General features: G+C 67.9%; 15 protein-coding genes and 2 pseudogenes. 12 read left to right on the top strand and 5 right to left on the bottom strand.

The features are described 5' to 3' along the window. Positions 1 to 104 precede the first annotated feature (104 nt). From ACIF80_RS03710 to tuf, 6 genes are all read left to right on the top strand, one after another. Positions 105 to 4,004 carry a DNA-directed RNA polymerase subunit beta' gene (locus ACIF80_RS03710; protein WP_399798860.1) on the top strand — a complete coding sequence of 1,300 codons (3,900 nt, stop codon included), beginning with the start codon at positions 105 to 107 and terminating at the stop codon, positions 4,002 to 4,004. Positions 4,005 to 4,169: 165 nt separating this feature from the next. Then, positions 4,170 to 4,760 carry a DUF1707 and DUF4190 domain-containing protein gene (locus ACIF80_RS03705; RefSeq protein ID WP_399798858.1) on the top strand — a complete coding sequence of 197 codons (591 nt, stop codon included), beginning with the start codon at positions 4,170 to 4,172 and terminating at the stop codon, positions 4,758 to 4,760. Between the two features lie 374 nt (positions 4,761 to 5,134). Beyond that, complete coding sequence (gene rpsL, locus ACIF80_RS03700) at positions 5,135 to 5,506, top strand: 30S ribosomal protein S12 (RefSeq protein WP_003948652.1); 372 nt, start codon at positions 5,135 to 5,137, stop codon at positions 5,504 to 5,506. 2 nt (positions 5,507 to 5,508) lie between these two features. Further along, positions 5,509 to 5,979 (top strand): 30S ribosomal protein S7, encoded by a 471-nt coding sequence (rpsG, locus tag ACIF80_RS03695; RefSeq protein WP_003974303.1) that lies wholly within the window; start codon positions 5,509 to 5,511, stop codon positions 5,977 to 5,979. Positions 5,980 to 6,018: 39 nt separating this feature from the next. Beyond that, complete coding sequence (gene fusA / locus ACIF80_RS03690) at positions 6,019 to 8,145, top strand: elongation factor G (RefSeq protein WP_399798855.1); 2,127 nt, start codon at positions 6,019 to 6,021, stop codon at positions 8,143 to 8,145. Positions 8,146 to 8,300: 155 nt separating this feature from the next. After that, positions 8,301 to 9,494, top strand: a complete 1,194-nt coding sequence (tuf, locus tag ACIF80_RS03685) for an elongation factor Tu (protein ID WP_399798852.1) — start codon at positions 8,301 to 8,303, stop codon at positions 9,492 to 9,494. A 151-nt stretch (positions 9,495 to 9,645) separates the two neighbouring features. On the opposite strand, the gene ACIF80_RS03680 is transcribed toward tuf, so the two are convergent. The 4 genes and pseudogenes from ACIF80_RS03680 to ACIF80_RS03665 form a co-directional block, all read right to left on the bottom strand. Next, entirely contained in the window at positions 9,646 to 9,780 is a 135-nt protein-coding gene (locus ACIF80_RS03680) for a hypothetical protein (protein ID WP_399799481.1), read from the bottom strand. Next, a complete protein-coding gene (locus ACIF80_RS03675) occupies positions 9,777 to 10,775 on the bottom strand; it encodes a helix-turn-helix domain-containing protein (RefSeq protein WP_399798850.1) in 999 nt (332 codons plus the stop codon). The genes ACIF80_RS03680 and ACIF80_RS03675 overlap by 4 nt, the downstream gene beginning before the upstream one ends. A gap of 248 nt (positions 10,776 to 11,023) precedes the next feature. Beyond that, positions 11,024 to 11,201 (bottom strand): annotated as a pseudogene (locus ACIF80_RS03670) (ATP-binding protein); the annotation flags it as partial. Between the two features lie 159 nt (positions 11,202 to 11,360). Then, the gene (locus ACIF80_RS03665; RefSeq protein ID WP_399798847.1) at positions 11,361 to 13,220 is read right to left on the bottom strand and encodes a leucine-rich repeat domain-containing protein; all 1,860 of its coding nucleotides are present in this window, start codon (positions 13,218 to 13,220) and stop codon (positions 11,361 to 11,363) included. Positions 13,221 to 13,501: 281 nt separating this feature from the next. Here ACIF80_RS03665 and gdhA point away from each other — a divergent pair, with 281 nt between their 5' ends. Continuing rightward, positions 13,502 to 14,857: an NADP-specific glutamate dehydrogenase gene (gene gdhA / locus ACIF80_RS03660; RefSeq protein WP_399798845.1), complete on the top strand. Its 1,356-nt coding sequence runs from the start codon at positions 13,502 to 13,504 to the stop codon at positions 14,855 to 14,857. A 133-nt stretch (positions 14,858 to 14,990) separates the two neighbouring features. Then, a complete protein-coding gene (locus ACIF80_RS03655) occupies positions 14,991 to 15,323 on the top strand; it encodes a cupin domain-containing protein (RefSeq protein WP_399798842.1) in 333 nt (110 codons plus the stop codon). A gap of 24 nt (positions 15,324 to 15,347) precedes the next feature. Here ACIF80_RS03655 and ACIF80_RS03650 read toward each other — a convergent pair. Beyond that, positions 15,348 to 15,518 (bottom strand): annotated as a pseudogene (locus tag ACIF80_RS03650) (DNA-binding response regulator); the annotation flags it as partial. A 697-nt stretch (positions 15,519 to 16,215) separates the two neighbouring features. Here ACIF80_RS03650 and rpsJ point away from each other — a divergent pair. From rpsJ to rplW, 4 genes are read left to right on the top strand one after another with little or no spacing between them, the layout of a single operon-like run. Then, positions 16,216 to 16,524 carry a 30S ribosomal protein S10 gene (rpsJ, locus tag ACIF80_RS03645; protein ID WP_003948644.1) on the top strand — a complete coding sequence of 103 codons (309 nt, stop codon included), beginning with the start codon at positions 16,216 to 16,218 and terminating at the stop codon, positions 16,522 to 16,524. 18 nt (positions 16,525 to 16,542) lie between these two features. Further along, complete coding sequence (gene rplC, locus ACIF80_RS03640) at positions 16,543 to 17,187, top strand: 50S ribosomal protein L3 (protein ID WP_399798840.1); 645 nt, start codon at positions 16,543 to 16,545, stop codon at positions 17,185 to 17,187. 8 nt (positions 17,188 to 17,195) lie between these two features. Further along, a complete protein-coding gene (rplD, locus tag ACIF80_RS03635; protein ID WP_399798837.1) occupies positions 17,196 to 17,855 on the top strand; it encodes a 50S ribosomal protein L4 in 660 nt (219 codons plus the stop codon). After that, positions 17,855 to 18,274 (top strand): 50S ribosomal protein L23, encoded by a 420-nt coding sequence (gene rplW / locus ACIF80_RS03630; protein ID WP_399798834.1) that lies wholly within the window; start codon positions 17,855 to 17,857, stop codon positions 18,272 to 18,274. Before rplD ends, rplW begins: the two co-directional genes overlap by 1 nt. Positions 18,275 to 18,280 lie beyond the last annotated feature (6 nt).

The following is an 18,280-nucleotide window of genomic DNA, read 5'->3' as shown; positions in this document are numbered from 1 at the left end:
TCCGGCCAGGAGGTTCGGCGATGAAGATCCCTGAACCTCCGGCCGGCCCCAGGACCCCCGTATCAGACCCCATGACTTACAACCCTGAGAGGGATTGACGCATAGTGCTCGACGTCAACTTCTTCGATGAGCTCCGGATCGGCCTGGCCACCGCGGACGACATCCGTCAGTGGAGCCACGGCGAGGTCAAGAAGCCCGAGACCATCAACTACCGCACCCTCAAGCCCGAGAAGGACGGACTCTTCTGCGAGAAGATCTTCGGTCCGACCCGGGACTGGGAGTGCTACTGCGGCAAGTACAAGCGTGTCCGCTTCAAGGGCATCATCTGTGAGCGCTGTGGCGTCGAGGTCACGCGCGCCAAGGTGCGCCGTGAGCGGATGGGCCACATCGAGCTCGCCGCCCCCGTCACGCACATCTGGTACTTCAAGGGCGTCCCGTCGCGCCTCGGCTACCTGCTCGACCTCGCCCCGAAGGACCTCGAGAAGGTCATCTACTTCGCGGCGTACATGATCACGTTCGTCGACGAGGAGCGCCGCACCCGCGACCTGCCCTCGCTGGAGGCGCACGTCTCCGTCGAGCGTCAGCAGGTGGAGAACCGTCGCGACGCCGACCTGGAGGCCCGGGCCAAGAAGCTCGAGACCGACCTGGCCGAGCTCGAGGCCGAGGGCGCCAAGGCCGATGTGCGCCGCAAGGTGCGCGAGGGTGCCGAGCGTGAGATGAAGCAGCTGCGCGACCGTGCGCAGCGCGAGATCGACCGCCTCGACGAGGTGTGGAACCGGTTCAAGAACCTCAAGGTCCAGGACCTCGAGGGCGACGAGCTGCTCTACCGCGAGCTGCGTGACCGCTTCGGCACGTACTTCGACGGCTCGATGGGTGCCGCGGCGCTGCAGAAGCGCCTGGAGTCCTTCGACCTCGAGGAGGAGGCCGAGCGTCTCCGCGAGATCATCCGTACCGGCAAGGGCCAGAAGAAGACCCGTGCGCTCAAGCGCCTCAAGGTCGTCTCCGCGTTCCTGCAGACCAGCAACAGCCCCAAGGGCATGGTGCTGGACTGCGTGCCGGTCATCCCGCCGGACCTGCGTCCGATGGTGCAGCTGGACGGTGGCCGCTTCGCGACCTCCGACCTGAACGACCTGTACCGCCGCGTCATCAACCGCAACAACCGCCTGAAGCGGCTTCTCGACCTCGGCGCGCCCGAGATCATCGTGAACAACGAGAAGCGCATGCTCCAGGAGGCCGTCGACGCGCTCTTCGACAACGGCCGTCGCGGCCGCCCGGTGACGGGCCCCGGCAACCGTCCGCTGAAGTCGCTGTCCGACATGCTCAAGGGCAAGCAGGGCCGCTTCCGTCAGAACCTGCTCGGCAAGCGCGTGGACTACTCCGCGCGTTCCGTGATCGTCGTCGGTCCGCAGCTGAAGCTGCACCAGTGCGGTCTGCCGAAGGCGATGGCGCTGGAGCTGTTCAAGCCGTTCGTGATGAAGCGTCTGGTCGACCTGAACCACGCGCAGAACATCAAGAGCGCCAAGCGCATGGTCGAGCGCGGCCGCACGGTCGTGTACGACGTGCTCGAAGAGGTCATCGCGGAGCACCCGGTTCTGCTGAACCGTGCGCCCACGCTGCACCGCCTCGGCATCCAGGCCTTCGAGCCGCAGCTGGTCGAGGGCAAGGCCATCCAGATCCACCCGCTCGTCTGCACCGCGTTCAACGCGGACTTCGACGGTGACCAGATGGCCGTGCACCTGCCGCTGTCCGCGGAGGCGCAGGCCGAGGCCCGCATCCTGATGCTGTCCTCGAACAACATCCTCAAGCCCGCCGACGGCCGTCCGGTGACGATGCCGACCCAGGACATGGTCCTCGGTCTGTTCTTCCTCACCACCGACGGCGAGATGCGCGAGCTCAAGGGCGAGAGCCGGTCCTTCTCCTCGGTCGCCGAGGCGATCATGGCCTTCGACGCGGGCGAGCTGTCGCTCCAGTCGAGGATCGACGTCCGCTTCCCGGTCGGCACCATCCCGCCGCGTGGCTGGATGCCGCCGGCGCGCGAGGAGGGCGAGCCGGAGTGGCAGCAGGGTGACAGCTTCCGGCTGAACACCACGCTGGGCCGCGCGCTCTTCAACGAGCTGCTGCCCGAGGACTACCCGTTCGTCGACTACGAGGTCGGCAAGAAGCAGCTCTCCGAGATCGTCAACGACCTCGCCGAGCGCTACCCGAAGGTCATCGTGGCGGCGACGCTCGACAACCTGAAGGCGTCCGGCTTCCACTGGGCGACCCGCTCCGGCGTCACCGTCGCCATCTCCGACGTCGTCGTTCCCGAGGCGAAGAAGGAGATCGTCAAGGGCTACGAGGCGCAGGACGAGAAGGTCCAGAAGCAGTACGAGCGCGGTCTGATCACCAAGGACGAGCGCACGCAGGAGCTCATCGCGATCTGGACCAAGGCGACCAACGAGGTCGCCGAGGCGATGAACGACAACTTCCCGAAGACCAACCCGATCTTCATGATGGTGAACTCGGGCGCACGAGGCAACATGATGCAGATGCGTCAGATCGCCGGTATGCGTGGTCTGGTGTCGAACGCGAAGAACGAGACGATCCCGCGGCCCATCAAGGCCTCGTTCCGTGAGGGTCTGTCCGTGCTGGAGTACTTCATCTCCACGCACGGCGCCCGCAAGGGTCTGGCGGACACCGCTCTGCGTACCGCCGACTCGGGTTACCTCACCCGTCGTCTGGTCGACGTCTCCCAGGACGTCATCATCCGCGAGGAGGACTGCGGCACCGAGCGCGGTCTGAAGCTGCGGATCGCCTCGCGCGCCGCCGACGGGACGCTGCGCAAGGAGGACGACGTCGAGACGAGCGTGTACGCACGCATGCTCGCCGAGGACGTCGTCATCGACGGCAAGGTGATCGCGCCGGCCAACGTGGACCTCGGTGACGTGCTCATCGACCAGCTGGTGCACCACGGCGTCGAGGAGGTCAAGACCCGTTCGATCCTGACCTGCGAGTCCGCCGTCGGCACCTGCGCCATGTGCTACGGCCGTTCGCTGGCCACCGGCAAGCTGGTCGACATCGGTGAGGCGGTCGGCATCATCGCCGCCCAGTCCATCGGTGAGCCCGGCACCCAGCTGACGATGCGTACCTTCCACACCGGTGGTGTGGCCGGTGACGACATCACCCAGGGTCTGCCGCGTGTCGTCGAGCTCTTCGAGGCCCGTACCCCGAAGGGTGTCGCCCCGATCTCCGAGGCCGCCGGCCGCGTCCGGATCGAGGAGACCGAGAAGACGAAGAAGATCGTCGTCACCCCGGACGACGGCAGCGACGAGACGGCGTTCCCGATCTCGAAGCGTGCCCGTCTGCTGGTCGGCGAGGGCGATCACGTCGAGGTGGGCCAGAAGCTCACCGTGGGTGCCACCAACCCGCACGACGTGCTGCGCATCCTGGGTCAGCGACAGGTCCAGATCCACCTGGTCGGCGAGGTCCAGAAGGTCTACAACTCGCAGGGCGTGTCGATCCACGACAAGCACATCGAGATCATCATCCGGCAGATGCTCCGCCGCGTGACGATCATCGAGTCCGGCGACGCCGAGCTGCTGCCCGGCGAGCTGGTCGAGCGGTCGAAGTTCGAGACCGAGAACCGTCGTGTGGTGCAGGAGGGCGGTCACCCCGCTTCCGGCCGTCCGCAGCTGATGGGTATCACCAAGGCCTCGCTGGCGACCGAGTCGTGGCTGTCGGCGGCGTCCTTCCAGGAGACGACCAGGGTCCTCACGGACGCGGCGATCAACGCCAAGTCCGACTCCCTGATCGGCCTCAAGGAGAACGTCATCATCGGTAAGCTCATCCCGGCCGGTACGGGTCTGTCCCGCTACCGCAACATCCGGGTCGAGCCGACCGAGGAGGCCAAGGCCGCGATGTACTCGGCCGTCGGTTACGACGACATCGACTACTCGCCGTTCGGCACGGGCTCCGGCCAGGCCGTTCCGCTGGAGGACTACGACTACGGTCCGTACAACCAGTAAGCGAGTCGCCCGACGTACCGCAGGGGCGGTCACTCCCGTTTCGTACGGGGTGGCCGCCCCTGCGGCGTTCTCATGACCTGTACCGGTTTCGTGACGTGCTGTGGTGCCGGAAGGCGTCGCGGGAGCGCATGATGGGATGACGTGTGCAGTCGGGGGAGGTACCTGGTGTCGCAGTCGCCGTATCCGTCGTGGCAGCCCTGGCAGGGGCGGGGTGTTCCGCAGCCGTGGAGCGGACCGGGTGGACCGGTGGGACCGGGCGGACCGCCGCAGGGCGGGCCTCCGATGCTGGCCTCGCACGCGGACCGGGAGCGCACCGTGGACGTGCTCCGGGCCGGGTACGCCGAGGGCCGGCTGGACCAGCAGGAGCTCGAGCGACGGGTGGCGCGGGCCTACCAGGCGCGTACGGTGGCGGACCTGACGCTGCTGGTGGCCGATCTGCCGCAGGGCCCGGTACCGCAGACCGCGGCGATGCAGCACGTCGCTCCCATGGCGCCTCCGACGTTCCTGCCCCGGCCGCCGAAGACCAACGAGAAGGCGGTCGGGGCCATGGTGTGCGGGGTGCTGTGCCTGGCCACGGGTGGCCTGACCGGCATTCCGGCCGTGATCCTCGGGCACACGGCCCGCGCCGAGATCCGACGGACGGGCGACAGCGGCGACGCGTACGCGATGACCGGGCTGGTGCTCGGCTGGCTGTCCACGGTCGGCTGGGCCCTGCTGATCATGCTGATGGTCCTGGCCGGCAGCTCGTACAGCTGAGGTCCGGGCGGTGTCCGGCCGGCATACGGCTGAGGTCCGGCCGGCGTCCGGACGGGGTCCGAAGGGCCGGAGACCGCCCATTCGAAGATCATTACCCGTGTTCGGGCTTCACTCGCTTCGCGCGGCGATGGGGTGAGGGCCCATTTGTTTTGACCGCAGCCAATGCTATAGGTACGCTCAGACCTTGTGCCTGGGGTGTGCCCTGGCCTCCGTGCGTGCCATCACCCGCGTTGGGGGCTGTGAACGGCCATCGCGATCATGCGTTTCCTTCTGCCGTGCGGCGGGAGTCCGCGAGATTCGACACACCCGACCGCGTGGGTCGGTGAATGTTCCAGGTTAGCTTCACCATTCGGCACACAGAAACCGGAGAAGTAGTGCCTACGATCCAGCAGCTGGTCCGGAAGGGCCGGCAGGACAAGGTCGAGAAGAACAAGACGCCCGCACTCGAGGGTTCGCCCCAGCGTCGTGGCGTCTGCACGCGTGTGTTCACGACCACCCCGAAGAAGCCGAACTCGGCCCTGCGTAAGGTCGCGCGTGTGCGTCTGACCAGCGGCATCGAGGTCACTGCTTACATTCCGGGTGAGGGACACAACCTGCAGGAGCACTCCATCGTGCTCGTGCGCGGCGGCCGTGTGAAGGACCTGCCGGGTGTTCGCTACAAGATCATCCGTGGTTCGCTCGACACCCAGGGTGTCAAGAACCGCAAGCAGGCCCGCAGCCGCTACGGCGCCAAGAAGGAGAAGTAAGAATGCCTCGTAAGGGCCCCGCCCCGAAGCGCCCGGTCATCATCGACCCGGTCTACGGTTCTCCTCTTGTCACGTCGCTCATCAACAAGGTGCTGCTGAACGGCAAGCGCTCCACCGCCGAGCGCATCGTCTACGGCGCCATGGAGGGCCTTCGCGAGAAGACCGGCAACGACCCGGTCATCACGCTGAAGCGCGCTCTCGAGAACATCAAGCCGACCCTCGAGGTCAAGTCCCGCCGTGTCGGTGGCGCCACCTACCAGGTGCCGATCGAGGTCAAGCCCGGCCGTGCCAACACCCTGGCGCTGCGCTGGCTGGTGGGTTACTCCCGCGCCCGTCGCGAGAAGACCATGACCGAGCGTCTGCTCAACGAACTCCTCGACGCCAGCAACGGCCTCGGTGCCGCGGTGAAGAAGCGCGAGGACACGCACAAGATGGCCGAGTCCAACAAGGCCTTCGCGCACTACCGCTGGTAGTCGCTACCCACATCGAGACCGAGAGAAGACTGAAGCCTTATGGCTACCACTTCACTTGACCTGGCCAAGGTCCGCAACATCGGGATCATGGCCCACATCGACGCGGGCAAGACGACCACCACCGAGCGGATCCTGTTCTACACCGGCGTGTCGTACAAGATCGGCGAGACCCACGAGGGTTCCGCCACGATGGACTGGATGGAGCAGGAGCAGGAGCGTGGCATCACGATCACCTCTGCTGCGACCACCTGTCACTGGCCGCTCGAGGACAACGACTACACGATCAACATCATCGACACCCCGGGGCACGTCGACTTCACCGTAGAGGTGGAGCGTTCCCTGCGCGTGCTCGACGGTGCAGTGACCGTGTTCGACGGTGTCGCCGGTGTCGAGCCGCAGTCCGAGACGGTGTGGCGTCAGGCCGACCGTTACGGCGTGCCGCGTATCTGCTTCGTCAACAAGCTTGACCGTACCGGCGCGGAGTTCCACCGCTGCGTCGACATGATCAAGGACCGCCTGGGTGCGCAGCCGCTGGTCATGCAGCTGCCGATCGGTGCCGAGGCCGACTTCAAGGGCGTCGTGGACCTGGTCCGCATGAAGGCGCTCGTGTGGTCCGCCGAGGCCGCCAAGGGCGAGATGTACGACGTCGTCGACATCCCCGCCACGCACGCCGAGGCCGCCGAGGAGTGGCACGGCAAGCTGATCGAGGCCGTCGCGGAGAACGACGAAGAGATCATGGAGCTGTACCTGGAGGGCCAGGAGCCCACCGAGGAGCAGCTGTACGCCGCGATCCGTCGCATCACCATCGCGTCCGGCAAGTCCAGCGACACCACGGTCACCCCGGTGTTCTGCGGCACCGCGTTCAAGAACAAGGGCGTTCAGCCCCTGCTCGACGCGGTCGTGCGCTACCTCCCGACCCCGCTCGACGTCGAGGCCATCGAGGGCCACGACGTCAAGGACCCCGAGGTCGTGGTCAAGCGCAAGCCGTCCGAGGACGAGCCGCTGTCCGCCCTCGCGTTCAAGATCATGAGCGACCCGCACCTCGGCAAGCTCACCTTCGTCCGGGTCTACTCGGGCCGCCTGGAGTCCGGCACCGCCGTGCTGAACTCCGTCAAGGGCAAGAAGGAGCGCATCGGCAAGATCTACCGCATGCACGCGAACAAGCGTGAGGAGATCGCATCGGTGGGCGCCGGCGACATCGTCGCCGTCATGGGCCTGAAGCAGACCACCACCGGTGAGACGCTGTCCGACGACAAGCAGCCGGTGATCCTGGAGTCCATGGACTTCCCGGCGCCGGTCATCCAGGTCGCCATCGAGCCCAAGTCGAAGGGCGACCAGGAGAAGCTGGGCGTCGCGATCCAGCGCCTGGCCGAGGAGGACCCGTCCTTCCAGGTCCACTCGGACGAGGAGACCGGCCAGACCATCATCGGTGGTATGGGCGAGCTGCACCTCGAGGTGCTGGTCGACCGTATGCGCCGTGAGTTCAAGGTCGAGGCCAACGTCGGCAAGCCGCAGGTCGCCTACCGTGAGACGATCCGCAAGGCCGTCGAGCGCGTGGACTACACCCACAAGAAGCAGACCGGTGGTACCGGTCAGTTCGCCAAGGTGCAGATCGCGATCGAGCCCATCGAGGGCGGCGACGCCTCGTACGAGTTCGTGAACAAGGTGACCGGTGGCCGTATCCCGAAGGAGTACATTCCTTCGGTGGACGCCGGCGCGCAGGAGGCCATGCAGTTCGGTATCCTCGCGGGCTACGAGATGACGGGCGTTCGCGTCACGCTCATCGACGGTGGCTACCACGAGGTGGACTCCTCCGAGCTCGCCTTCAAGATCGCCGGTTCGCAGGCCTTCAAGGAGGCCGCGCGCAAGGCTTCGCCCGTGCTGCTCGAGCCGATGATGGCCGTAGAGGTCACCACGCCCGAGGACTACATGGGTGAGGTCATCGGCGACATCAACTCCCGCCGTGGCCAGATCCAGGCCATGGAGGAGCGTGCCGGTGCTCGCGTCGTGAAGGGCCTCGTGCCCCTTTCGGAGATGTTCGGCTACGTCGGGGACCTCCGCAGCAAGACGTCGGGTCGCGCAAGCTACTCGATGCAGTTCGACTCCTACGCCGAGGTTCCGCGGAACGTCGCCGAGGAGATCATCGCGAAGGCCAAGGGCGAGTAACGGTCTCCGTTCACACGCTTTAGGCTTGACCCCGGAGCCTTGCTTGGGGCATTTCACCGAGAACCGGTGGAATGCCCCCGGCCCCGGGCTTTCCAGCAAAGATCACCTGGCGCCGATGAGTAAGGCGTACAGAACCACTCCACAGGAGGACCCCAGTGGCGAAGGCGAAGTTCGAGCGGACTAAGCCGCACGTCAACATCGGCACCATCGGTCACATCGACCACGGTAAGACGACCCTCACGGCCGCCATTACCAAGGTGCTGCATGACGCGTACCCCGACCTGAACGAGGCCTCGGCCTTCGACCAGATCGACAAGGCTCCCGAGGAGCGCCAGCGCGGTATCACCATCTCGATCTCGCACGTCGAGTACCAGACCGAGTCGCGTCACTACGCCCACGTCGACTGCCCCGGTCACGCGGACTACATCAAGAACATGATCACGGGTGCGGCGCAGATGGACGGCGCCATCCTCGTGGTCGCCGCGACCGACGGCCCGATGCCGCAGACCAAGGAGCACGTGCTCCTGGCCCGCCAGGTCGGCGTGCCGTACATCGTCGTCGCCCTGAACAAGGCCGACATGGTGGACGACGAGGAGATCCTGGAGCTCGTCGAGCTCGAGGTTCGTGAGCTCCTCTCCGAGTACGAGTTCCCGGGCGACGACGTTCCCGTCGTCAAGGTCTCCGCTCTGAAGGCCCTCGAGGGCGACAAGGAGTGGGGCAACTCGGTCCTCGAGCTCATGAAGGCCGTGGACGAGGCCATCCCGCAGCCCGAGCGTGACGTCGACAAGCCGTTCCTCATGCCGATCGAGGACGTCTTCACGATCACCGGTCGCGGTACGGTCGTCACCGGCCGTATCGAGCGTGGTGTCCTGAAGGTCAACGAGACCGTCGACATCATCGGTATCAAGCAGGACAAGACCACCACCACGGTCACCGGTATCGAGATGTTCCGCAAGCTGCTCGACGAGGGCCAGGCCGGTGAGAACGTCGGTCTGCTGCTCCGCGGCATCAAGCGCGAGGACGTCGAGCGCGGCCAGGTCATCATCAAGCCGGGCTCGGTCACCCCGCACACCGAGTTCGAGGCCCAGGCCTACATCCTGTCGAAGGACGAGGGTGGCCGTCACACCCCCTTCTTCAACAACTACCGCCCGCAGTTCTACTTCCGTACGACGGACGTGACCGGCGTCGTGACCCTCCCCGAGGGCACCGAGATGGTCATGCCGGGTGACAACACCGAGATGAAGGTGGAGCTCATCCAGCCCATCGCCATGGAAGAGGGCCTGAAGTTCGCCATCCGTGAGGGTGGCCGGACCGTGGGCGCCGGCCAGGTCACCAAGATCAACAAGTAAGCTCCGGCTGCTTGTTGCTCCGACCTGGTAGCTCTTCTGCGAGCACCTGAGAGGGCCCGCACGACTTCGGTCGTGCGGGCCCTTTCGCGTGGTCGACAGCCGGCGGGCAGGGGCCGGTGAAGTCGACTTCCGTGCCCGACCGGCCACTCGGTCACAGGAACCCTTGGCCTATGCGGCCGCCGAGTGGCGAGGCGCCCGGATCGGCGGCGAGCGCGGTCCGCAAAGCGTCGGGGGTCTGTTCGGGGCGGGGAACCAGCTCGTGTCCGTGGTCGGCCTGCGTGCTCATGGAGTCCTCCCGGAAGCGCGGTCCCCGCTCGCTTCCGTTCGGCAGCCGGGGCAGCGGGACTCGGTTTCGGGGGCGCGGAAGCCGCGGTCGCAGCCGTCACAGTTCCGCATGCGGTACCACTCGGCCGGTGGGTCGGCCGGGGCGCGGAACGGGGGCGGGGGTGGCAGCCGGGCCGTGAGGCGGTGGGCGAGGAGGGCGGCGGGGCGGCGGAGGGGGTCGTCCGGCAGGTCGGTGGTGAGGACGTGGCGTACGGCCGTGGAGGGGACGTCCCGTTCCAGCCAGGCGGCGATGCCGGGGGCCAGGTGGGCGGTGTCGGTGGCGGAGAGCAGCAGGCGGGGGTCGTGTCGCCGCAGGCCGGCGAGGAGGTCGGTGGCCTCCTGGAGGAGTGCGGGGGCGGCGAGGCCGGGCTGCGGTACGGCGGGGAGAGCCTTGCGGGTGGCGGTGGCGGTGGCGGTGGCGGTGGCGGTGGCGGTGCCGTGTGTGCCGTGTGTGCCGTGTGTGCCGCGTGGGTGGGGCTGGGGTGCTCGCTCGGCTGCCGGGCGGGGCTGCCGGGGCGGTGCGGCGGGCCGGGCCGGGTGGTCGGGGCAGCCCGGGTCGGCAGCCTCGCGGTGGGGCCCGGACTGGTTGCAGGAGACGGTGCGGGTGACGATGCGGCCGGCCGCGGTGCGGTGGCGCTCGCGGCGCAGGTAGCCGTGCGCCTCCAGTTCACGCAGAGCAGCGGCGATGCGGGTGGGGCCCTCGGGGAAGCGGGCGGTGAGCGACTTGATGTCGGCGCCGGCGCCGGTGGGAAGCGACTGGATGTGGCAGCCGAGGCCGATCGCGAGCAGCGACAGCTCCGGGTGCTGGACCAGGTGGTTGCCGATCACCACGAAGCGGGTGGTGTGACGGGTGTTCTCGTGGATGACGCCGCCGCCGTGCTGATGACGCGAACGGGGCGGATTGCCGCCTACGGCGGACCGGGCGCGCGGGGGCGCGCTAGGGTTTTGGGTATCCATCGGGAAGAGGTCTGCTTCCTTGGTGGTCAGGCCCTCGCCCTGGGATTGCCGTCCCGGCGGGGGCCGAAGTCTTTTTCGGTTGTGTGCGCTGAGCACAGGGGAGTTGGGGGTCCGAAAATCCAGCTGAGCCGGTGATGTTCACCCGCCCGAGTGATTGCGCGCCTCGGGCGGAGAGGTGGGGCTTGGCAGGGGTTCTTTCTCCCCGAGTTCTTGCTTGGTAAGACGCCGACGGCACCGGAGCCCCAGGACGTGGGTTCCGGTGGTGTGAGGCGCAGTTCGGCCCGGACCGTCTTGCGCGGGAAACGGCCTTCGGACCCCTCCCCAGCGGTGGGCCGGCGCCTCCACGAGCAGCAGGCCACAGCCCGATTCGGCCTCGGGGGCGAGTACATGAAGCCGAGTCAGGGCTTCACCCCGGGTGTCGGTCACTCGGCCGGCCCTCACGCCCGGTGCGTGGGCGCACTTCGTGACGTACGCCCCGGAGAGCTGATTCAGCAACGGCATGCGTCATGCCCCCGGTGACACCAGGAGCAGGGTGTGTCGGCGTGTGGCTCGGTGCGGCCCGCCGTCCGCGGTCCTCCGGCTGTTCTAGAAGGCCGTGACTCCGCGTTCCCTGAGTTCGGCGACGACGGGGTCGATGCTGCCGTCGGAGGCCACCCTGAGCAGTTGGTACGGCAGTGACGCCCACTGCAGCGAGGGCATGTCGAGCAGGAACCGGTTGTCGGTGAGGGCCGAGCAGTGGTTGAGATCGAGTTCGGAGAGATCGGGCAGACCGGTCAGTGCGTCGACGTCCTTCAGTGAGTCCGGGTCGAAGATCTTCAGCTTGCGCAGGGAGGTGTGGTGGGCCAGGGGGGACAGGTCCTCCCAGCCCACGCGGTCCAGTTCGAGCTCGGTGAGCCCCTGGGAGGGGAGGTCCTCCATGGGGCCGCAGCGGCCCAGCATCAGTTTCCGAAGGCCGGGGCATTCGTGCAGAACGCCCAGGGAGCTCAGCCGGGGGGCGTGGCTGATGTGCAGGTCGCTCAGGGGGGAGCCGGCCAGGCCGCTGATGTCGGTGAGGTGTTCGCAACTGTCCACGAACAGGCTGTCGAGTGCGGGCAGACTGCCGACGTGGTCGAGGCCGGTGAGCCCCGGGCAGTCGCGCAGGGCGAGGTGCTTCAGCGTGGGCAGACCGTCCAGCGGGCTGAGGGTGCTCAGCTTGGGACAGCGCGCCACCTCGAGCGTGGTGAGCCGGGGAAGGTTCTCCACGCCGGTCAGGTCGGCCAGATCGTCGCAGTGACCGACCTTGAGTTCCCGGAGGTTCTCCAGGCCGGTGAACGGTGTGAGGTCACGGAACCAGTGGGCCGCGCTCACGTGGAGCGCGGTCAGTGTGGTGAGACCGGCGAGTTCGGAGAAGTCCTTCACCGCGGGGCAGTCGTGGATCTGTACCGAGGACAGGCGGGGGAGTGAGCCGATGCCTGCCAGGGAGGCGAGCCTCTTGTTGTGGGAGAGGTCCAGGAAGGTCAGATGAGTCAGCGAGGAGATCCCCCGCAGGTCGCTCAGCCCGGGACATCCGGACAGGGAGAAATAGGTCAGGCCGGGGTGGGATCCGAAGCCGCGGAGGGTGGTGAGGCGGGTGCAGCCCCGGAGTGTCAGACGGGTCAGGCCGCCCAGCGCATCGATGCCGTCCAGGCTGCGCAGCCGACCGCACTCGCTCAGGTCGAGCTCGGTGAGGGAGGGGAGGCCGCGCAGGCCCGCCAGGTCGTGGATGCCGGTCTTGCCGAGGTCGAGTTCGGTGAGCTTGGAGAGACCGGACAGCGGGGCGACGTCCTGGAGCTGTTCGCTGTCGCGCAGGCTGAGGACCTCCAGCGCGGGGAAGGCGGCGCCGAAGCCGGCGACGGAGGAGATTCCGGAGGCCTCGATGTCCAGGCGGACCAACCGGCTCAGCGACAGCAGCGGGGTGACGTCGGCGACCGCCCGGCACCAGCTCAGATCCAGTCGCGTCAGCCGGGTCAGGGTGCTGAGGGGCGTGAGGTCCTCGACGCTCGGGCAGCTTTCCAGCCTGAGACAGGTCAGGCCGGTGAGCGCGCCGACCTCGGTGAGGTCGGTCATCTCCTCGCACTGGACGAGTTCGAGGCCACTGAGCATGGTCAGGTGTCGCAGACCCGTCAGGGAGGTCACGCGGCGCAGCCGGAGATCGTGGGTGTCCTCGTGCCGGAGGGCCGGTGCGAGCAGGACAGCGGCGAAGGCATCGGGGTCGGCGGCCTTGGGCCAGAGTTTCAGCAGGGCGTCCGAGGAGAAGTCCGCCGTCGGTTCGAAGCGCGCGGCCAGTGTCATCGCCTCGCCGTCGTCCGTGATCGTCACCAGCTCCCGGACGGCCTTGCGGGCGCGGGCGGTCGATACGTTCGTGGTGTCCAGGAGCCGGCGCGGCTCGGCGACGACGGACGAGTCGTCGATGTTGATCAAGGCCATGCCAGGACCCTGGGGGCCGTGACTGACACCACTCCCGGGAGAGTCCGAACGGAGCACCGAGGCAAATCGGGACGTTAGGCTCATTTGTGGCGGCCTGATCTCACATAGTGGCGTACGAACCGCGGGCCGCTGGTCACCGTGTTTACGTAAGCGTCACACTGAAGTGTCCTGCGCGCGGCAACGGCGCCGAGCGCCACCCCTCACCGAAGCGGATCAGACCGGATGCACCGCATGCACCGGCTGCCCGGCTTCCGGTGGCAGCCGTGCCAGAAAGGGCTCCCGTGACGACGCGACCCGACACCACCTCGCTCGAACACCTCCGCGCCGAAATCGTACGCCGCAATCCGGCGGAACCCGAGTTCCACCAGGCCGCACGCGAGGTGCTGGACAGCCTCGGACCGGCGCTCGCGGCGCGCTCCGAGTACCGGGACCCGGGGCTCGTCGAGCGGCTGATCGAGCCGGAGCGGCAGATCATCTTCCGGGTGCCGTGGCAGGACGACCAGGGCCGGGTTCACGTCAACCGCGGCTTCCGGATCGAATACAACAGCGCCCTGGGCCCGTACAAGGGCGGCCTGCGCTTCCACCCCTCCGTGAACCTGGGGATCATCAAGTTCCTCGGCTTCGAGCAGGTCTTCAAGAACGCGCTGACCGGCCTCGGCATCGGCGGCGGCAAGGGCGGCAGCGACTTCGACCCGCAGGGCCGCAGCGACGCGGAGGTCATGCGCTTCTGCCAGTCCTTCATGACGGAGCTGTACCGGCACATCGGCGAGTACACCGACGTCCCCGCGGGTGACATCGGTGTCGGCGCGCGCGAGATCGGCTACCTGTTCGGCCAGTACCGGCGGATCACCAACCGCTGGGAGGGCGGCGTCCTGACCGGCAAGCGCGCCGGCTGGGGCGGCTCGCTGATCCGGCCGGAGGCGACCGGGTACGGCAACGTGCTGTTCGCCGAGGCGATGCTGCGCGAGCGCGGCGAGGACCTCGAGGGCCAGACCGCGGTCGTCTCCGGCTCCGGGAACGTCGCGATCTACACCATCCAGAAGCTGATCGCCCTCGGCGCCAACCCGGTGACCTGCTCCGACTCCAGCGGCTACGTCGTCGACGAGAAGGGCATCGACCTGGAGCTGCTCTGCCAGATCAAGGAGGTCGAGCGCGGCCGGGTGAGCACGTACGCCGAGCGGCGCGGCTCCTCCGCGCGGTTCGTGCCCGGCGGGCGGGTCTGGGACGTCCCGGCCGACATCGCCCTGCCGTCGGCCACGCAGAACGAGCTGAACGAGGAAGCGGCCGCCACGCTCATCCGCAACGGCGTGAAGGCCGTCTCGGAGGGCGCGAACATGCCCACGACACCGGAAGCGGTCCAGCTCCTCCAGCGGGCCGGAGTCGCCTTCGGCCCCGGCAAGGCGGCCAACGCGGGCGGAGTCGCGGTCAGCGCCCTGGAGATGACGCAGAACGCGTCGCGTACGACGTGGAAGGCCGACCAGGTCGAGAACGAGCTGGCCCGCATCATGACCGACATCCACAACACGTGTGCCGAGACCGCCGACCGCTACGGCTCCCCCGGCGACTACGTCAAGGGCGCGAACATCGCCGGCTTCGAGCGGGTCGCGGACGCGGTGCTGGCGCAGGGCGTCATCTGACGGTGCCGGACCGTCACCGGCGGGGGAAGGCAGAGGCCCTTCCCCCGCTCGGGTCCGGCCCCACCCCGCTCGGCGGGGGACTACCCCACATGGCCCTGGCGCCCGCGCGTTCCGGCCGTGGAGACTCGGACCCATGCAGAAGCTCTCCCTCGACGCACTCGCCCGCGAGCACCTGGAACGCGCTGCCGCCGCCTCCACCGGCCGCAGCGCGAGCACGGTCTACGGCGGCCACGAGCACACCCTGCGCCAGACCCTCCTCGCGCTGACCGCCGGCACCTCCCTCGCCGAGCACGAGAACCCCGGCGAGGCGACCCTGCTGGTGCTGCGCGGCCGGGTCCGCCTCACCAGCGGGGAGACGTCGTGGGAGGGCCGGGACGGCGACCTGATCGTCATTCCGCCGGCCCGGCACGCCCTGGAGGCCCTGGAGGACGCGGCGGTACTCCTCACCGTCGCCAAGCAGGGCTGAACCGCCGCCGGGCAGGGCCGAGGGCCGGGTCACGGCCGGGGCGAAGAGCATCTCGCCCCGGGCCACGACGCCGGCCGCCTCGACGAGCCGCCGCGGCGACGTGTCCTTGAGCAGGAAGCCACTGGCGCCGGCGCGCAGGGCCGCGTACACGTACTCGTCCATGTCGAAGGTCGTCAGCACGATCACGTGCGGCGGGTCCGGCACCTGCTTCAGGTCCCCTGGGAACGGACGCCGGTTCGAATCCCCGCTACACCCCCAACCCGCTTCTCCGGTTCGACTCCGGGAGCCGTCCACCGGAACGGCTGGGCGGTCGAGCGCCTCCGGGAGATCCTGGGCGCCGACCTGGAGGCCCGCCTGATCTGGTCGGAGGACCGAACTCTCACGCCGCGTCCCGAGCCATGGGGCTTCTGACGCGTGTCGTCCGGGTGCGGCGCCGCCCAGCAGCCGGTACTGGGCGGCTGTGGTTTGATCCCCGTCACCCCAGGGGTATTCTCTCCCGTTCGATTGGCCAGGCAGATGCCCCGTATGGCAGACTAGCGGGGTTGCTCGGTCGAGTGCCGATGCTGCGCGCCTCCCGCCGGGAGGACCGGAAGCGAGTCCCACAGTACTCGTCGTCCCATGCATTACATCGAGAGATGTAGGGGCGGACGTACGGGAATCTTCCGGGAAGTGTCAGCGGGGTGCAGACCAGGCGCCCGGTGGGCCTCTCGCCCCCGCCCGCGGTTCCGGAAGGGCCCGCACTCCCACGCAGGGAAGTTCCGACAAGGGACATTCATGTCGACGGGAGCGCGACACGCCCGACCGCGTGGGTCGGAGGAGGGGAGGGTGAGTGACAGAGCAGGAAAACCATCGGGTTCCGGAGCGTTACTAGAGACAGGACTACGAAGTAGCCATGGCGGGACAGAAGATCCGCATCCGGCTCAAGGCCTACGACCACGAGGTCATCGACTCCTCGGCGAAGAAGATCGTCGAGACGGTGACGCGTACTGGTGCGTCGGTCGCGGGCCCGGTGCCGCTGCCCACTGAGAAGAACGTGTACTGCGTCATCAAGTCGCCGCACAAGTACAAGGACTCGCGCGAGCACTTCGAGATGCGCACGCACAAGCGTCTGATCGACATCCTCGACCCGACCCCCAAGACCGTTGACTCTCTGATGCGACTCGACCTCCCGGCCGGTGTCGACATCGAGATCAAGCTCTGAGGCCGGTGATCTGAAGAGATGACGAAGCAGATCAAGGGCATCCTGGGCGAGAAGCTCGGCATGACGCAGGTGTGGGACGAGAGCAACCGTGTTGTTCCCGTCACCGTCGTCAAGGCCGGGCCCAATGTCGTCACCCAGGTCCGCACGAACGATGTCGACGGTTACGAATCCGTCCAGATCGCCTTCGGCGAGATCGACCCGCGCAAGGTGAACAAGCCCCTCAAGGGTCACTTCGCCAAGGCCGACGTCACCCCCCGCCGCCACCTCGTCGAGATCCGCACGGCCGACGCCGCCGAGTACACGCTCGGTCAGGAAGTCACCGCCGAGGTCTTCGAGGCCGGCCTCAAGGTCGACGTAACCGGCAAGAGCAAGGGCAAGGGCTTCGCCGGTGTCATGAAGCGTCACAACTTCAAGGGCCTCGGCGCCGGACACGGCACCCAGCGCAAGCACCGCTCCCCCGGCTCCATCGGTGGCTGCGCCACCCCGGGCCGCGTGTTCAAGGGCCTCCGCATGGCCGGCCGCATGGGCAACGAGCGGGTCACCACCCAGAACCTGACCGTCCACGCCGTTGACGCGGAGAAGGGTCTGCTGCTCATCAAGGGCGCGGTTCCCGGTCCGAACGGCGGCCTCGTCCTGGTCCGCACCGCGGCCAAGGGGGCCTGAGGTAACCGATGAGCACTGTTGACATCCTTTCGCCTGCCGGCGAGAAGACCGGAAGCGTCGAGCTCCCCGAGGAGATCTTCGGCGTGGAGAAGATCAGCATCCCGCTGATCCACCAGGTCGTCGTCGCGCAGAACGCCGCTGCCCGCCAGGGCACGCACAAGACCAAGCGTCGCGGTGAAGTCCGTGGTGGCGGCAAGAAGCCGTACCGCCAGAAGGGCACCGGCCGTGCCCGTCAGGGCTCGACCCGTGCGCCGCAGTTCGCCGGCGGTGGCGTCGTCCACGGCCCGCAGCCGCGCGACTACTCGCAGCGGACCCCGAAGAAGATGAAGGCCGCGGCCCTGCGCCACGCCCTCACCGACCGGGCCCGCCACGACCGCATTCACGTCGTCACCGGCGTGATCGAGGGCGAGACCCCCTCCACGAAGGCCGCCCGGACGCTGTTCGGCAAGATCTCGGAGCGCAAGAACCTGCTCCTGGTCGTCGACCGCGCCGACGAGGCCGCGTGGCTGTCCGCCCGCAACCTGCCCCAGGTCCACATCCTGGAGCCGGGCCAGCTGAACACGTACGACGTTCTCGTCTCGGACGACGTGGTCTTCACCAAGGCCGCTTTCGAGTCCTTCGTCGCCGGCCCGAACAAGGCCAACGACAACGAAGGGAGCGAGGTCTGATGGCAGTCCGTCACCCCTCCATCGCCTCCAAGGCGGCGAAGAAGGCCAAGCTCGCGCGCGTCGTCAAGGCGCGCCGCCACGCCACCGAGGGCAAGAACACCGTCGTCACCCCGGCGAGCAAGGCGTACACGGACCCCCGTGACGTCCTGATCAAGCCGGTCGTGTCGGAGAAGAGCTACGCGCTCATCGACGAGAACAAGTACACGTTCATCGTCGCTCCGGGCTCCAACAAGACGGAGATCAAGGAGGCCGTGCAGGCGGTCTTCTCGGTCAAGGTCACCGGGGTCAACACGATCAACCGCCAGGGCAAGCGCAAGCGCACCCGCACCGGCTTCGGCCAGCGCGCGGGCACCAAGCGCGCGATCGTGACCCTTGCCGAGGGCGACCGTATCGACATCTTCGGCGGTCCGACCTCCTGACGGAGG

Origin of the sequence: Streptomyces sp. NPDC085927 (assembly GCF_044540975.1) — a bacterium.
Taxonomy (GTDB): Bacteria; Actinomycetota; Actinomycetes; order Streptomycetales; family Streptomycetaceae; genus Streptomyces; species Streptomyces hirsutus.
The sequence above is the reverse complement of the archived record's forward strand: the minus strand, read 5'-3'. Positions and strand labels throughout refer to the sequence as shown.

Excerpts from the sequence above, each read along its gene's own strand:
- rplD (WP_399798837.1), top strand. The coding sequence starts at position 17,196 with ATGAGCACTGTTGACATCCTTTCGCCTGCCGGCGAGAAGACCGGAAGC.
- ACIF80_RS03655 (WP_399798842.1), top strand. The coding sequence starts at position 14,991 with ATGCAGAAGCTCTCCCTCGACGCACTCGCCCGCGAGCACCTGGAACGC.
- rpsG (WP_003974303.1), top strand. The coding sequence starts at position 5,509 with ATGCCTCGTAAGGGCCCCGCCCCGAAGCGCCCGGTCATCATCGACCCG.
- ACIF80_RS03680 (WP_399799481.1), bottom strand. The coding sequence starts at position 9,780 with ATGAGCACGCAGGCCGACCACGGACACGAGCTGGTTCCCCGCCCCGAA.
- rplC (WP_399798840.1), top strand. The coding sequence starts at position 16,543 with ATGACGAAGCAGATCAAGGGCATCCTGGGCGAGAAGCTCGGCATGACG.
- rplW (WP_399798834.1), top strand. The coding sequence starts at position 17,855 with ATGGCAGTCCGTCACCCCTCCATCGCCTCCAAGGCGGCGAAGAAGGCC.
- ACIF80_RS03675 (WP_399798850.1), bottom strand. The coding sequence starts at position 10,775 with ATGGATACCCAAAACCCTAGCGCGCCCCCGCGCGCCCGGTCCGCCGTA.
- ACIF80_RS03665 (WP_399798847.1), bottom strand. The coding sequence starts at position 13,220 with ATGGCCTTGATCAACATCGACGACTCGTCCGTCGTCGCCGAGCCGCGC.
- rpsJ (WP_003948644.1), top strand. The coding sequence starts at position 16,216 with ATGGCGGGACAGAAGATCCGCATCCGGCTCAAGGCCTACGACCACGAG.
- fusA (WP_399798855.1), top strand. The coding sequence starts at position 6,019 with ATGGCTACCACTTCACTTGACCTGGCCAAGGTCCGCAACATCGGGATC.